The organism is Pseudomonas sp. 2 (assembly GCF_056627435.1).
The window spans coordinates 36,114-51,194 of record NZ_JBWXNG010000007.1 but is presented as its reverse complement, the minus strand read 5'-3'; the positions used below and the strand labels follow the sequence as shown (position 1 = coordinate 51,194).

At 62.4% G+C, this 15,081-nt stretch carries 12 protein-coding genes; 5 read left to right on the top strand and 7 right to left on the bottom strand.

Features of this window, described 5'->3' with window-relative positions:
- Positions 1 to 80: 80 nt before the first annotated feature.
- On the bottom strand, positions 81 to 1,073 hold the full coding sequence (locus tag AC1MEK_RS13340) for an alpha/beta fold hydrolase (RefSeq protein ID WP_480396760.1): 993 nt from the start codon (positions 1,071 to 1,073) through the stop codon (positions 81 to 83).
- A 114-nt stretch (positions 1,074 to 1,187) separates the two neighbouring features.
- Positions 1,188 to 3,563, bottom strand: coding sequence for a phosphoenolpyruvate synthase (gene ppsA / locus AC1MEK_RS13335; RefSeq protein WP_480396759.1), 2,376 nt, complete (start codon positions 3,561 to 3,563; stop codon positions 1,188 to 1,190).
- Between ppsA and AC1MEK_RS13330 the strand changes: the two genes are divergently transcribed.
- Positions 3,510 to 3,761, top strand: a complete 252-nt coding sequence (locus AC1MEK_RS13330) for a hypothetical protein (protein WP_480396758.1) — start codon at positions 3,510 to 3,512, stop codon at positions 3,759 to 3,761. The two genes, ppsA and AC1MEK_RS13330, sit on opposite strands and share 54 nt — an antisense overlap.
- A 14-nt stretch (positions 3,762 to 3,775) precedes the next feature.
- Positions 3,776 to 4,594 (top strand): posphoenolpyruvate synthetase regulatory kinase/phosphorylase PpsR, encoded by an 819-nt coding sequence (gene ppsR, locus AC1MEK_RS13325; RefSeq protein ID WP_480396757.1) that lies wholly within the window; start codon positions 3,776 to 3,778, stop codon positions 4,592 to 4,594.
- 155 nt (positions 4,595 to 4,749) lie between these two features.
- Here ppsR and prpF read toward each other — a convergent pair whose 3' ends face one another.
- From prpF to AC1MEK_RS13300, 5 genes are all read right to left on the bottom strand, one after another.
- Positions 4,750 to 5,940, bottom strand: a complete 1,191-nt coding sequence (gene prpF, locus AC1MEK_RS13320) for a 2-methylaconitate cis-trans isomerase PrpF (RefSeq protein ID WP_480396756.1) — start codon at positions 5,938 to 5,940, stop codon at positions 4,750 to 4,752.
- A 139-nt stretch (positions 5,941 to 6,079) separates the two neighbouring features.
- Complete coding sequence (gene acnD / locus AC1MEK_RS13315; RefSeq protein WP_480396755.1) at positions 6,080 to 8,674, bottom strand: Fe/S-dependent 2-methylisocitrate dehydratase AcnD; 2,595 nt, start codon at positions 8,672 to 8,674, stop codon at positions 6,080 to 6,082.
- Between the two features lie 63 nt (positions 8,675 to 8,737).
- A complete protein-coding gene (gene prpC, locus AC1MEK_RS13310) occupies positions 8,738 to 9,865 on the bottom strand; it encodes a bifunctional 2-methylcitrate synthase/citrate synthase (RefSeq protein WP_480396754.1) in 1,128 nt (375 codons plus the stop codon).
- A 147-nt stretch (positions 9,866 to 10,012) separates the two neighbouring features.
- Positions 10,013 to 10,903 carry a methylisocitrate lyase gene (gene prpB / locus AC1MEK_RS13305; protein WP_480396753.1) on the bottom strand — a complete coding sequence of 297 codons (891 nt, stop codon included), beginning with the start codon at positions 10,901 to 10,903 and terminating at the stop codon, positions 10,013 to 10,015.
- The gene (locus tag AC1MEK_RS13300) at positions 10,900 to 11,628 is read right to left on the bottom strand and encodes a GntR family transcriptional regulator (RefSeq protein ID WP_480396752.1); all 729 of its coding nucleotides are present in this window, start codon (positions 11,626 to 11,628) and stop codon (positions 10,900 to 10,902) included. The genes prpB and AC1MEK_RS13300 overlap by 4 nt, the downstream gene beginning before the upstream one ends.
- Positions 11,629 to 11,927: 299 nt before the next feature.
- Here AC1MEK_RS13300 and rloA point away from each other — a divergent pair, with 299 nt between their 5' ends.
- From rloA to AC1MEK_RS13285, 3 genes are read left to right on the top strand one after another with little or no spacing between them, the layout of a single operon-like run.
- Positions 11,928 to 12,473 carry a retropepsin-like aspartic peptidase RloA gene (gene rloA / locus AC1MEK_RS13295; RefSeq protein WP_480396751.1) on the top strand — a complete coding sequence of 182 codons (546 nt, stop codon included), beginning with the start codon at positions 11,928 to 11,930 and terminating at the stop codon, positions 12,471 to 12,473.
- 4 nt (positions 12,474 to 12,477) lie between these two features.
- The gene (rloB, locus tag AC1MEK_RS13290) at positions 12,478 to 14,028 is read left to right on the top strand and encodes an osmotic stress tolerance membrane protein RloB (RefSeq protein ID WP_480396750.1); all 1,551 of its coding nucleotides are present in this window, start codon (positions 12,478 to 12,480) and stop codon (positions 14,026 to 14,028) included.
- Positions 14,028 to 14,996 carry an alpha-L-glutamate ligase-like protein gene (locus AC1MEK_RS13285; RefSeq protein ID WP_480397020.1) on the top strand — a complete coding sequence of 323 codons (969 nt, stop codon included), beginning with the start codon at positions 14,028 to 14,030 and terminating at the stop codon, positions 14,994 to 14,996. Before rloB ends, AC1MEK_RS13285 begins: the two co-directional genes overlap by 1 nt.
- Positions 14,997 to 15,081 lie beyond the last annotated feature (85 nt).

Sequence of the window (15,081 nt, the reverse complement as noted above, 5' to 3'; positions counted from 1 at the left end):
GTATTCAGCGGCGGGTCCGTCAATTGGCGGCAAGCTTAGCGTCAAGTGACGACGAGCGGAATGGCTGACAACCGCTCAAGTCAGGGAGTTGCCACCATGTTCAGCGTTGATTCAGGCTGGGCGACGAAGATCTGCCGATTCAGCCAGTCTGCCACCTGCGGCCAGACCTGCGCCTGGGCGCCTTTGCTGACCAGCATCTGCACATGACCGAAGTCCTCGGCATAACCGTGTTCGCGGCCCAGACAGAGAAATTCTTTACGCTCGCCGCCAAACTGCTCGAACAGCTCGCGGCAGGCCCACTCAGGGTCCTGATGATCGCCGGCACCCGCCACGCACAGCAGCGGCACGTCGACATGGCGCAGGCCTGACCACCAGTCGTCCTTCTTGTCGCCGAAACGGCCGAACAGGCTCTGCCAGCCCATGGCCTCCAGCACGATGCCCATCGGCTCGTCCTCGGGACCACGCTTGAAGCGCGCGCCGGAGACATGATCGAAGCGCTTGAGCACCAGCCGGGTGCTCCACTGCAGCGGCGGCACTTTCAGCGGCCAGTAGCGACGACTGACCTGACTGCCGAACAGCGCGGCCGATGCCACCTGCCCTTCGGCAAAGTAATGCCCGCCCAAGGCCGCTGCCAGTGTGGTGCCACCCAGCGAGTGACCGATCCAGTGCGGCGCCTGCCCGCTTTGCTCGGCCACGAAAGCGGCAATCGCCGGCAGATCGTAACGGGCGTAATCGGCCACGCGATTGTATCGATACGCTTCATTGCGCGCAGACAAACCGTGACCGCGCATTTCCGGAATCCACACGTCGAACCCGGCGCGGGCCAGATAGGCGCCCAAGCCGATGCCCTTGGGCGAATACCAGAAACGTCGATTGGAAAAGCTGCCGTGCAGCAGGATTACCGGCACGCCCCGTACGTCAGGCGTTGCGACCAGGCCCAGGCGGGTCACGGCCAGTTCGACGGTGAAATCCATGCTGTTGCCGGGCTTGAGGCGGTATACGTCCTCGATCAGGTCGCCACGCCGCTCGGCGCTGATCAAGGCCACAGGAAAGAGATTGCTGCTGCTTTGCATAGAACTCGTGCTTGACTCGAAATTGTCGCGAAATCGGCCCAAGAAAAAGGGCGGACTCATCAAGGCCGCCCTTTTCAAGAGAACCGGCCCGCCGAAACGGGCCCGCATCTTACATCATTTTGGCGCTTCTTCTTCGGAGAGGAAGAACCAGGTTTCCAGAACCGAGTCAGGGTTCAGGGATACGCTCTCGATGCCCTGCTCCATCAGCCAGCGCGCCAGATCCGGGTGGTCGGACGGGCCCTGACCGCAGATGCCGATGTACTTGCCGGCCTTGTTACAGGCCTGGATGGCGTTGGACAGCAGCTTCTTGACCGCAGGGTTACGCTCGTCGAACAGGTGCGCGATGATGCCGGAGTCACGGTCCAGGCCCAGGGTCAGCTGGGTCAGGTCGTTGGAACCGATGGAGAAGCCGTCGAAGTACTCAAGGAACTCATCGGCCAGCAAGGCGTTGGACGGCAGCTCGCACATCATGATCACGCGCAGGCCATTGTCGCCACGGGCCAGGCCGTTTTCGGCCAGCAGGTCGACCACCTGGCTCGCCTCGCCCAGGGTGCGCACGAACGGCACCATGATCTCGACGTTGGTCAGGCCCATCTCGTTGCGCACGCGCTTGAGGGCACGGCACTCGAGCTCGAAGCAGTCGCGGAAGTTTTCGCTGATGTAACGCGAAGCGCCGCGGAAGCCCAGCATCGGGTTCTCTTCTTCCGGCTCGTACAGCTTGCCGCCGATCAGGTTGGCGTATTCGTTGGACTTGAAGTCCGACAGACGCACGATGACCTTCTTCGGATAGAACGCCGCGGCCAGGGTGCTGATGCCTTCAACCAGCTTCTCGACATAGAAACCGACCGGATCGTCGTAACCGGCGATGCGCTTGTCGACGCTTTCCTTGATGTCCAGCGGCAGGTTCGGGTAGTTCAGCAGCGCCTTGGGGTGCACGCCGATCATGCGGTTGATGATGAACTCCAGACGCGCCAGGCCGATACCGGCGTTGGGCAGCTGGGCGAAGTCGAAGGCGCGGTCGGGGTTGCCGACGTTCATCATGATCTTGAACGGCAGCTCCGGCATGGCGTCGACCGAGTTCTGCTTGATGTCGAAGCCCAGTTCGCCTTCGAAGATGTAACCGGTGTCGCCTTCGGCGCAGGACACGGTCACGCCCTGGCCGTCCTTGAGCAGCTCGGTGGCGTTGCCGCAACCGACCACGGCCGGAATGCCCAGCTCACGGGCGATGATCGCCGCGTGGCAGGTACGGCCGCCACGGTTGGTGACGATGGCGCTGGCGCGCTTCATGACCGGTTCCCAGTCCGGGTCGGTCATATCGGAGACCAGCACGTCGCCGGTCTGGACCTTGTCCATCTCGGACACGTCCTTGATGATGCGCACCTTGCCCGCGCCGATGCGCTGGCCAATGGCACGGCCTTCGGCCAGCACGGTGCCCTTCTCTTTCAGCAGGTAGCGTTCCATGACGTTGGCGGCGCTGCGGCTCTTCACGGTTTCAGGGCGGGCCTGAACGATGTAGAGCTTGCCGTCGTCACCGTCCTTGGCCCACTCGATGTCCATCGGGCAGCCGTAGTGCTTCTCGATGATCATCGCCTGGCGGGCCAGGTTGCTGACCTCTTCGTCGGACAGACAGAAACGTGCGCGCTCGGCGGCGTCGACGTCGACGGTCTTCACCGAACGGCCGGCTTTCGCTTCGTCGCCGTAAATCATCTTGATCGCCTTGCTGCCCAGATTGCGGCGCAGGATCGCCGGGCGACCGGCTTCAAGGGTGCCCTTGTGAACGTAGAACTCGTCCGGGTTGACCGCGCCTTGAACGACGGTTTCGCCCAGGCCGTAGGCGCCGGTGATGAACACCACGTCACGGAAGCCCGATTCGGTGTCCAGGGTGAACATCACGCCCGCCGTGCCGGTCTCGGAACGGACCATGCGCTGCACGCCAGCGGACAGCGCCACCAGCTTGTGGTCGAAGCCCTGGTGCACACGGTAGGAAATGGCGCGGTCGTTGAACAGCGAGGCGAAGACTTCCTTCGCCGCGCGGATCACGTTGTCGACACCACGGATATTGAGGAAGGTTTCCTGCTGGCCGGCAAAGGATGCATCGGGCAGGTCTTCGGCGGTGGCGGAAGAGCGCACGGCCACGGCGATGTCCGGGTTGCCGGCCGACAGCTCGGCGAAGGCAGCGCGGATTTCGGCGTTCAGCCGCTCGGGGAATTCAGCTTCCATGATCCACTGACGAATCTGTGCGCCGGTCTTGGCCAGGGCGTTGACGTCGTCGACATCAAGGGCATCGAGTGCTTTGTGAATCTGATCATTCAGGCCGCTCTGCTCAAGAAAATCACGATAGGCCTGAGCTGTAGTGGCGAAGCCACCAGGGACGGACACGCCTGCGCCCGCCAGGTTGCTGATCATCTCTCCGAGGGATGCGTTCTTGCCCCCCACGTGCTCAACATCATGTTTGCCGAGCTTATCGAGGGAAACTACGTACTCTACCAAGGTGATCTCTCCACTAACCGGTTTGTTGTTGGGAAAAGCATAGGTGCTTTGAATTCACTGCTTGAAACAGGCAGAAGCGATTCAGCGCACGTGTGGGTCTGGGTCCGGAAAATCTGTATCCTGAAAAAACGCGTAGAATGCGCCCAGATCATGGCGCGCAAGCCCGCCTATCATATCCAAGAATCGTCACCAGCTTAAGGCCCAAGGCGCAAATGAAACGATCCGCTTTCTTTATCTCCGACGGCACCGGCATCACTGCCGAAACCCTTGGCCAGAGCCTGCTGGCACAATTTGAAACCATAACGTTCAACAAGTTCACCAGGCCCTATATCGACAGCGTCGAGAAGGCCCGGGCCATGGTCGCGCAAATCAACAAGGCCGCCGAGAAAGACGAAGCCCGTCCGATCATCTTCGACACCATCGTCAATCAGGACATCCGGGAAATCCTGGCGACCTCCGATGGCTTCATGATCGACATCTTTTCCACCTTCCTGGCCCCGCTGGAACAGGAGCTTAGTTCACACTCCTCCTATTCGGTGGGCAAGTCGCACTCCATCGGCCACAACTCCAATTACATGGAGCGCATTGAAGCGGTGAACTTCGCGCTGGACAACGACGACGGCGCCCGCACCCACTATTACGACAAGGCGGACATCATTCTGGTGGGGGTTTCGCGCTGTGGGAAGACGCCTACCTGTCTATACATGGCGATGCAGTTCGGCATTCGCGCCGCCAACTACCCGCTGACCGAAGAGGACATGGAGCGCCTGCAACTGCCTGCCGCGCTCAAACAGCACCGCAACAAGCTGTTCGGCCTGACCATCGACCCGGATCGCCTGACCGCCATCCGCCACGAGCGCAAGCCCAACAGCCGCTACTCGAGCTTCGCCCAGTGCGAATTCGAAGTGCGCGAAGTGGAGAACCTGTTCCGCCGCGAAAACATCCCGCACATCAACTCCACGCACTTCTCGGTGGAAGAGATTTCGGCGAAAGTTTTGGTGGAAAAAGGGGTCGAGCGGCGGTTCAAATAGCGACGATATGCCGCAGGGATTTCAGCCCGACTGACATCGAAACAGGCCCCTGTGGGAGCCGGCTTGCTGGCGAATACGGTGTGTCAGTCACCGCATCTGGTGCAGCCCCACCGCATTCGCCAGCAAGCCGGCTCCCACACAAGTCCGAGTGCGTTTCAGAAACAATCGCCCGGCACGCGTACCCAGCCTTCCATCAACACCCGCGCACTGCGGCTCATGATGGCTTTTTTCACTGACCACTCGCCCTCTACCAACACAGCCTCGGCGCCCACGCGCAGGGTTCCGGACGGATGCCCGAAACGCACGGCGCTGCGCTCGCCGCCACCGGCCGCCAGATTGACCAGCGTCCCCGGGATCGCCGCTGCGGTGCCGATGGCCACTGCCGCCGTGCCCATCATCGCGTGGTGCAATTTCCCCATGGACATGGCCCGCACGAGCAGATCGGTGTCACCTACCCCCACCGTCTTGCCGCTTGACGAAACGTACTGCGCGGGCCGAGCCACGAACGCTACTTTCGGTGTGTGCTGACGCTTGGCAGCCTCATCGACATGAGCGATCAGGCCCATGCGCACGGCGCCGTAAGCGCGGATGGTCTCGAACATGGCCAGGGCTTTCGGGTCGTTGTTGATCGCGTCCTGCAGTTCGATGCCGGTGTAACCGATATCGCTGGCATTGACGAAGATGGTCGGAATGCCCGCGTTGATCATCGTGGCCTTGAAGGTGCCGACACCGGGCACTTGCAGATCGTCCACCAGATTGCCGGTGGGAAACATCGAGCCGCCGGCGCCCTCTTCTTCGGCCGCCGGGTCCATGAATTCCAGTTGTACCTCGGCGGCGGGAAAGGTCACGCCGTCCAGTTCGAAGTCGCCGGTTTCCTGGACCTGGCCGTCAGTCATGGGCACGTGGGCGATGATGGTCTTGCCGATATTGGCCTGCCAGATGCGCACCACTGCCACGCCATCGCGAGGAATCAGCCCCGGATCGACCAGCCCGTTGCTGATGGCGAACGGCCCGACGGCGGCCGAGAGGTTGCCGCAATTGCCGCTCCAGTCCACGAACGGCTTGTCGATGGAGACCTGGCCAAACAGATAGTCCACGTCGTGATCGGGCCGGGTGCTTTTGGACAGGATCACGGTTTTGCTGGTGCTCGACGTCGCACCGCCCATGCCGTCGATCTGCTTGGCGTAAGGGTCGGGGCTGCCGATCACCCGCAGCAACAGCGCGTCGCGGGCAGCGCCGGGCGTCTGGGCCGAGTCGGGCAGATCCTGAAGGCGAAAGAACACGCCCTTGCTGGTGCCGCCACGCATGTAGGTGGCGGGAATCCTGATTTGTGCGGGATGAGCCATGAAATCGTTTCCTTCAATTGAAGACCGCTTTTGTAGCAGCACGGCTTGCCAGCGGGGCGGTGGATCAGTCGACATCGCAGTGATGGGTCGACCCTCCCGCCGGCAAGCCGTGCTGCTACGAGGGCGTTGGCGTTTTGACTCAGGCCACAGCGGCTGATTCGAGGAAGTCCTGGGCGAAGCGTTGCAACACCCCACCCGCCTCGTAGATCGACACTTCTTCGCCCGTGTCCAAGCGGCAGGTGACCGGTACTTCCAGACGCTCGCCATCACGGCGCTGAATCACCAGCGTCAGAGTGGCGCGCGGCGTGCTTTCACCGATCACGTCGAAGGTTTCCGTGCCGTCGATGCCCAGCGTGGTGCGGGTGGTGCCGGATTTGAACTCCAGCGGCAACACGCCCATGCCCACCAGGTTGGTGCGGTGGATGCGCTCGAAACCTTCGGCGACGATGGCCTCAACCCCGGCCAGACGCACGCCCTTGGCGGCCCAGTCACGGGACGAACCCTGGCCGTAGTCGGCACCGGCGACGATGATCAGCGGCTGCTTGCGCTCCATGTAGGTCTCGATGGCTTCCCACATGCGCGTGACCTTGCCTTCCGGCTCGATCCGCGCCAGCGAACCCTGCTTGACCTTGCCGTTTTCCTGAACCATCTCGTTGAACAGTTTCGGGTTGGCGAACGTCGCGCGCTGGGCGGTCAGGTGGTCGCCGCGGTGGGTCGCGTAGGAGTTGAAGTCCTCTTCGGGCAGGCCCATTTTTGCCAGGTATTCGCCGGCGGCGCTGTCCAGCATGATCGCGTTGGACGGCGACAGGTGATCGGTGGTGATGTTGTCCGGCAGCACCGCCAGCGGACGCATGCCCTTGAGCGTGCGCTCGCCGGCCAGCGCGCCTTCCCAGTACGGCGGACGGCGGATGTAGGTGCTCATCGGGCGCCAGTCGTACAGCGGCTCGACTTTGGGGCCGGTGGCGTCCTCGATGGCGAACATCGGGATGTAGACCTTGCGGAACTGCTCGGGCTTGACTGACGCCTTGACCACCGCATCGATTTCCGCGTCGCTGGGCCAGATGTCCTTGAGGCGGATTTCTTCGCCATTGGCGCCGATCCCCAGCACATCTTTCTCGATGTCGAAGCGAATGGTCCCGGCAATGGCGTAGGCCACCACCAGCGGCGGCGAGGCGAGAAAGGCCTGTTTGGCGTAGGGGTGAATGCGCCCGTCGAAGTTGCGGTTGCCCGACAGCACGGCGGTGGCGTACAGGTCGCGGTCGATGATTTCCTGCTGGATCACCGGATCCAGCGCGCCGGACATGCCGTTGCAGGTGGTGCAGGCGAAAGCCACCACGCCAAAGCCCAGTTGCTCCAGTTCAGAGGTCAGCCCGGCCTCGTCCAGATACAACGCGACCGCCTTGGAACCCGGTGCCAGCGAGGATTTCACCCAGGGTTTGCGCACCAGCCCAAGCTTGTTGGCATTGCGCGCCAGCAACCCTGCAGCGATCACGTTGCGCGGATTACTGGTGTTGGTGCAACTGGTGATCGCGGCGATGATCACCGCACCGTCCGGCATCTGTCCCGGGGTTTCTTCCCAGGCGCCAGCAATGCCTTTGCTCGCCAGATCGGCCGTCGCCACCCGCGCGTGAGGGTTCGAAGGCCCGGCCATGTTGCGCACGACGCTGGACAGATCGAAGCTCAGCACTCGCTCGTATTCGGCCGTGATCAAGCTATCGGCCCAGAGCCCTGCGACTTTCGCGTAGTTTTCCACCAGCTGGACCTGCTGCTCTTCACGGCCGGTCAGGGTGAGGTAGTCGATGGTCTGCTGATCGATGGAGAACATCGCCGCTGTCGCGCCGTACTCCGGCGCCATGTTGGAAATGGTCGCGCGATCGCCCAGGGTCAGCGCGCGGGCACCTTCGCCGTAGAACTCAAGATAGGCACCGACCACCTTCTGCTTGCGCAGGTACTCGGTCAGCGCCAGCACCACGTCGGTGGCGGTGATGCCCGGCTGCGGACGCCCGGACAGCTGGACACCGATGATGTCCGGCAGGCGCATCCACGACGCGCGGCCCAGCATCACGTTTTCCGCTTCAAGCCCACCGACACCAATGGCGATCACGCCCAGCGCGTCGACGTGAGGCGTGTGGCTGTCGGTGCCCACCAGCGTGTCGGGAAAGGCCACGCCATTAAGGGTCTGCACCACCGGCGACATCCGCTCCAGGTTGATCTGGTGCATGATGCCGTTGCCCGGCGGGATCACCTCGACGTTCTTGAACGCCTGCTTGGTCCAGTTGATGAAGTGGAAGCGGTCTTCATTGCGCCGGTCTTCGATGGCGCGGTTCTTGGCGAAGGCGTCGGGGTCGTAGCCTCCGCACTCGACGGCCAGCGAGTGGTCGACGATCAGTTGCACCGGCACCACCGGGTTGACCTGCGCCGGGTCACCGCCCTTGTCGGCGATGGCATCGCGCAGGCCGGCCAGGTCCACCAGCGCGGTCTGGCCGAGGATGTCGTGGCACACCACGCGCGCCGGAAACCAGGGGAAATCCAGATCGCGCTTGCGCTCGATCAGTTGAGTGAGCGAAGCCTTGAGCGTCGCCGGGTCGCAGCGGCGTACCAGGTTTTCTGCCAGCACCCGGGAGGTGTACGGCAGCGTCGCATAGGCGCCCGGTTTGATCGCATCGACCGCCGCGCGGGCGTCGAAGTAATCAAGCGAAGTGCCGGGCAATGGCTTGCGGTATTCAGTGTTCATGCGCAGGGACTCAATCACGGAAAGTAAAGGGTGGAGAGCCCCGTAGAGCTCTCCTTTTCCCATTCAGCGCTGCTCGATTGGCACGAACTTGCGCTGTTCGACGCCGATGTATTCGGCGCTCGGGCGGATGATGCGGTTGTTGGCACGCTGTTCGAACACGTGGGATGCCCAGCCGGTCAGGCGCGAGCAGACGAAGATCGGCGTGAACAGCTTGGTCGGGATGCCCATGAAGTGGTACGCCGAGGCATGGTAGAAATCGGCGTTGGGAAACAGCTTCTTCTGCTCCCACATGGTCTTGTCGATGGCTTCGGAGACCGGGAACAGCACCTTGTCGCCCACTTCATCGGCGAGTTTTTTCGCCCAGCCCTTGATCACCTCGTTACGCGGGTCGTTGTCTTTGTAGATCGCGTGGCCGAAGCCCATGATCTTGTCCTTGCGCGCGAGCATCTCCAGGGTGCCCTTGACGGCGTCGTCGGCCGACGAGAACTTCTCGATCATCTCCATGGCCGCCTCGTTGGCGCCGCCATGCAGCGGGCCGCGCAGGGTGCCGATGGCCGCGGTGATGCAGGAGAACAGGTCAGACAGCGTCGAGGCGCAGACCCGCGCGGTGAAGGTCGAGGCGTTGAATTCGTGCTCTGCGTAGAGGATCAGCGACACGTCCATGACCTTGCGGTGCAGCTCGCTCGGGGTCTTGTCCAGCAGCAGCTTGAGGAAGTGGCCGCCAATGGAGGCTTCGTCGGTCACGCAGTTGATGCGCTTGCCTTCGTGGCTGTAGCGATACCAGTAGCACATGATCGCCGGGAAGGCGGCCAGCAGGCGATCGGTGGAGTCGCGCTGCTGCTCGAAGCGGGTTTCCGGTTCCAGATTGCCGAGCATCGAACAGCCGGTGCGCATCACGTCCATCGGGTGCGCGTCGGCGGGAATGCGCTCCAGCACTTCCTTGAGCGCCTGCGGCAGGTCGCGCAGGCCCTGGAGTTTCTTCAGGTAGGCGTCCAGTTGCGCCTGGGTCGGCAGCTCGCCGTACAGCAGCAGCCAGGCCACTTCTTCGAAACGGGCGTCGGCCGCCAGTTCGCGCACGTCATAGCCACGGTACGTCAGGCCGGCACCGGCCTGGCCCACGGTCGACAGGGCCGTCTGCCCGGCGACCTGGCCACGCAGGCCAGCGCCACTCAATACTTTTCCTTCAGCCATTGCTCTCTCCAGATCTTGTCGTTTTTGGGAATCGGCAATTCAATTCGTTTATCAGGGATCACGGAATCCGTAGCAGCACGGCTTGCCGGCGGGAGCGTTCTCAAGATCGACCCGCGGGCAAGCCCGGTTGCTACGGGACGTGCAACATCAGGCTTTCTTCTGCGCAAACAGCGCATCCAGTTTCTGTTCGAAAGCGTGGTAATCGATGCGTTCATACAACTCCATGCGGGTCTGCATGGTGTCGACCACGTTTTTCTGGGTGCCGTCGCGACGGATCGCGGTGTAGACATTCTCGGCCGCCTTGTTCATGGCGCGGAACGCCGACAGCGGATACAGCACCAGCGACACCTCGGCCGACTTCAGCTCGTCGGTGGTGAACAGCGGCGTGGCGCCGAATTCGGTGATGTTGGCCAGGATCGGCGCCCTCACCCGCGAGGCAAACAGTTTGTACATGTCAAGCTCGGTGATGGCTTCCGGGAACACCATGTCGGCGCCCGCCTCGATGCACGCGGCGGCGCGATCCAGTGCCGATTCCAGCCCTTCGACCGCCAGCGCATCGGTGCGCGCCATGATCACGAAGCTGTCGTCGGTGCGCGCGTCCACGGCGGCCTTGATGCGGTCGACCATTTCCTGCTGCGAGACGATTTCCTTGCCCGGACGATGGCCGCAGCGTTTGGCGCCGACCTGATCCTCGATGTGCATGGCCGCTGCGCCGAACTTGATCATCGACTTCACGGTGCGCGCGACGTTGAACGCCGAGGCGCCGAAACCGGTGTCCACGTCCACCAACAGCGGCAGGTCGCAGACATCGGTGATGCGGCGCACGTCGGTCAGCACGTCATCCAGGCCGGTGATACCCAGGTCCGGCACGCCGAGCGAGCCGGCCGCCACACCGCCACCGGACAGGTAAATGGCCTTGAAACCGGCGCGCTGGGCCAGCAAGGCGTGGTTGGCGTTGATGGCGCCCACCACCTGCAATGGGTGCTCGCTGGCCACGGCGTCACGGAAGCGTTGGCCGGGAGTCGTTCTTGAAGTCATTGTTCACCTCGGGCAGTTGCCGCTTGATCTTGATGGTTCTGTGCTTGATAGCGCTGTTCGATGTTGCGTTTGGAGGCGCCGATGTGGCGGCGCATCAACAATTCAGCCAGTTCGCCATCACGCTCGGCGATGGCGTCGAGAATCCGGTGGTGCTCGGCGAAGGCCTGGCGCGGCCGGTTGGGCGTGGTGGAGAACTGGATGCGGTACATGCGCACCAGTTGATAGAGCTCGCCGCAGAGCATCTGGGTCAGCGTGCTGTTGCGCGCGCCCTGGATGATCCGGTAATGGAAGTCGAAGTCACCTTCCTGCTGGTAATAGCCGACCCCGGCCTGGAACGCCGAGTCGCGCTCATGGGTGTCCAGCACATGGCGCAGCTCTGCGATTTCCTCGACCGTCATGCGCTCGGCGGCCAGGCGACAGGCCATGCCTTCCAGCGATTCGCGGATTTCATAGAGCTCGACCAGCTCGGCATGGCTCAGCGACACCACCCGGGCGCCGACGTGGGGCACACGCACCAGCAGGCGCTGGCCTTCCAGACGGTGGATGGCTTCGCGCAATGGCCCACGGCTGATGCCATAGGTGCGCGCCAGCTCCGGCTCGGAAATCTTGCTGCCCGGGGCAATCTCGCCCTTGACGATGGCCGCCTGAATGCGCCGAAAGACGTTCTCGGAAAGGGTTTCCGAATCGACCACTGCAGCCGCTGTAGAATCCATCGCTTCCAACATTGTCGACACCTTGCTCAGCAATGCAGCCAAATCTAGCCAGCAAAGCCATAAAGGTCAAAGATAATTTCAGGACTGTCGACAATCGTCTAATAACCTCAGGATCTGAGGCCCTTTCCCACAGCATTCGTCAGCAGCGCCCTTTGCTGGCGCCATAAAACCTTCATGCTAGAATGCCGACCGCATTTACCTGCTGTTACAGGTAAGTCGTTTACACCCAGGCTGGCCGCGGCCCACGCCTTTTCCAACCTTAGGGCTGAATCGAACCAGCTCCTTGTATTTCCTTCACCGCGCCAGGACCTATGAGCCGCCATCCTCTACTCTTTCTGTTGTGCCTGATGTCAGGCGCCCTGCTCGGTGATCCGGCCCTGGCAGCGGGCAAAACGGTCTACGGTCTGAACGAATACGCCGAGCTTGCGGGCATCGACCTGCAGGTTGCGGCCAAACTCGACACCGGCGCAAAAACCGCCTCGCTCAGCGCCCGTGACATAAAACGTTTCAAACGCGACGGCGAGTCCTGGGTGCGCTTCTACCTGGCCATCGACGATGCCCACGAACACCCCATCGAACGCCCGCTGGCGCGGGTCAGCAAGATCAAGCGCAGGGCCGGCGACGTCGACCCGGACGACGAAAAGAAGTACACCTCGCGGCCGGTGATCAGCCTGGATGTGTGCATGGGCGCGGCTTCTCGCACCATCGAAGTGAACTTGACCGACCGAAGTGCATTCCAATACCCGCTTTTGATTGGCTCCGAGGCGCTCAAACGCTTCGACGCGCTGGTCGATCCAAGCCTTAAATATGCTGCAGGCAAACCGGCCTGCATCACTGACGCTCAAACCGCAGAGTAACGACATGCGCTCTCTTACCCTCCATCTGAAAATCCTGATCGCGACCCTGGTCGTTCTCGGCATCGCGATCACGGCCTATCAGATACTGGCGCTCGGCATCCCCGTCACCGAAGACGAAACGGACGACCTGTGGAACATCGACGCCAAGGTCGAGTTCGTCGCCAACCCCAAGGACTCGGTCAAGGTGCAGATGTACGTACCGCCGCTCTCGCGCGACTACATCAGCCTCAATGAAAGCTTCATCTCCAACAATTACGGGGTCAACGTCAACCGCGCCGACGGCAACCGCAAGGTCACCTGGTCGGCCCGTCGCGCCACTGGCAACCAGACCCTCTACTACCGCCTGGTGCTGACCAAGCGCTACAGCGGCGAGAAAGCCAAGGTCAAGGGCCCGATCTTCCGCGACAGCATCGCCGTCGAAGGCCCGGAAAAAATCGCCGCCGACGCCCTGCTCGCGCCGATCCGCCAGCACTCGGCCGACGTCGAGACCTTCGTCAGCGAAGCCATCAAGCGTGTCAACAATGTCTCCGACGACAACGTCAAGCTGCTGCTGGCGGGCGACCCCTCGGTGCAGAACAAGGCGCGCATCACCGAAATCCTGCTGTCCATCGCCCACGTGCCGGTGGAAAAGGTCCACACCATTCGCCTGGTGGCCGACCAGCCGCAGACCCCGGAACTCTGGCTGCGCAGCTTCAACGGCAAGGACTGGCTGTACTTCAACCCGGAGACCGGCGAGGCCGGCCTGCCGCAGGATCGCCTGCTCTGGTGGATCGGTGACGACAACCTGATCACCGTCGAAGGCGGCAAGAAGGCCATGGTCAGCTTCACCCTGAACAACAGCGAGATGAACGCCATCCGCCTGGCCAAGCTGACCGACGAAAACACCGACGCCGACTTTCTCGAATACTCGCTTTACGGCCTGCCGCTGCAGACCCAGCAGACTTTCATGATCATGGTGATGATCCCCATCGGCGTGCTGGTGATCCTGATCCTGCGCAACCTCATCGGCCTGCAGACCCTGGGCACCTTCACCCCGGTGCTGATCGCCCTGGCATTCAGGGAAACCCAGCTGGGCTTCGGCATCGTGCTGTTCACCATCATCACGGCGCTGGGGCTGTCGCTGCGCTCGTACCTTGAACACCTCAAGCTGCAGATGCTGCCCAGGTTGTCGGTGGTGCTGACCTTCGTGGTGGTGCTGATCGCTGCCATCAGCCTGTTCAGCCACAAGCTGGGCCTTGAGCGCGGGCTGTCGGTGGCGCTGTTCCCGATGGTGATCCTGACCATGACCATCGAACGCCTGTCGATCACCTGGGAAGAACGCGGCGCCAGCCACGCCATGAAAGTAGCCATCGGCACCCTGTTCGCTGCGTCGCTGGCACACATCATCATGACCGTGCCGGAGTTCATCTACTTCGTGTTCACCTTCCCGGCGGTCCTGCTGATTCTGGTGGGCTTCATGCTGGCCATGGGGCGCTATCGCGGCTACCGCCTGACCGAACTGGTCCGCTTCAAGGCCTTCCTCAAGGAAGACGCCGAACGGGAAAGCGCCAAATGATCGGCTGGTGGAAAACCTGGAAAGCCCTGGAAGCCAAGGGGATCATGGGCATCAACCGGCGTAACGCCGACTACGTGCTCAAGTACAACAAGCGCAGCCTGTACCCGATCGTCGATGACAAGATCATCACCAAGGAACGGGCCATCGCCGCCGGCATTCACGTGCCGGAGATGTACGGGATCATTTCCACCGAGAAAGAAATCGACAGGCTCGACGAGATCATCGGCGGGCGCAACGACTTCGTCATCAAACCGGCCCAGGGCGCCGGCGGCGATGGCATTCTGGTGGTCGCCGACCGCTTCGAGGGCCGCTATCGCACGGTGTCCGGGCGGATCATCAGCCGCGAGGACATCGAGCACCAGATTTCCAGCATCCTCACCGGCCTCTATTCACTGGGCGGCCATCGGGATCGCGCGCTGATCGAGTACCGGGTCACGCCGGACCCGATCTTCAAGAGCATCAGCTACGAAGGCGTGCCCGACATTCGCATCATCGTGCTGATGGGCTACCCGGTCATGGCCATGCTGCGCCTGCCGACCCGCCAGTCCGGCGGCAAGGCCAACCTGCACCAGGGCGCCATCGGCGTGGGCGTGGACCTGGCGACCGGCATGACCCTGCGCGGCACCTGGCTGAACAACATCATCAGCAAACACCCCGACACCACCAACGCGGTGGACGGCGTGCAGCTGCCGAACTGGGACGGCTTCATGAAGCTGGCCGCCGAATGCTACGAGCTGTGCGGGCTGGGCTATATCGGCGTGGACATGGTGCTGGACCAGGAACGCGGCCCGCTGATTCTGGAACTCAATGCGCGCCCCGGCCTGAACATCCAGATCGCCAACGACTGCGGCCTGACCCATCGCACCACTGCGGTGGAACAGCGCCTGGAAGCACTGGCTGCCGAAGGACGCCACGAAAGCCCCGAAGAGCGGGTGAAGTTCGTCCAGGAACTGTTCGGGCATGTGTGAGCCCGGTGTCAGCAATGCGCCGTGGCGCTGCTCAACTCCGACACGCCTCTAGGACTCTTCCTACGAGAAGTCTACAATCGCTGTC

What these genes read in the sequence shown, in the direction of transcription:
- AC1MEK_RS13340 (WP_480396760.1), bottom strand. Translation starts at nt 1,073, where the DNA reads ATGCAAAGCAGCAGCAATCTCTTTCCTGTGGCCTTGATCAGCGCCGAG.
- ppsR (WP_480396757.1), top strand. Translation starts at nt 3,776, where the DNA reads ATGAAACGATCCGCTTTCTTTATCTCCGACGGCACCGGCATCACTGCC.
- prpF (WP_480396756.1), bottom strand. Translation starts at nt 5,940, where the DNA reads ATGGCTCATCCCGCACAAATCAGGATTCCCGCCACCTACATGCGTGGC.
- acnD (WP_480396755.1), bottom strand. Translation starts at nt 8,674, where the DNA reads ATGAACACTGAATACCGCAAGCCATTGCCCGGCACTTCGCTTGATTAC.
- prpC (WP_480396754.1), bottom strand. Translation starts at nt 9,865, where the DNA reads ATGGCTGAAGGAAAAGTATTGAGTGGCGCTGGCCTGCGTGGCCAGGTC.
- prpB (WP_480396753.1), bottom strand. Translation starts at nt 10,903, where the DNA reads ATGACTTCAAGAACGACTCCCGGCCAACGCTTCCGTGACGCCGTGGCC.
- AC1MEK_RS13300 (WP_480396752.1), bottom strand. Translation starts at nt 11,628, where the DNA reads ATGTTGGAAGCGATGGATTCTACAGCGGCTGCAGTGGTCGATTCGGAA.
- rloA (WP_480396751.1), top strand. Translation starts at nt 11,928, where the DNA reads ATGAGCCGCCATCCTCTACTCTTTCTGTTGTGCCTGATGTCAGGCGCC.
- rloB (WP_480396750.1), top strand. Translation starts at nt 12,478, where the DNA reads ATGCGCTCTCTTACCCTCCATCTGAAAATCCTGATCGCGACCCTGGTC.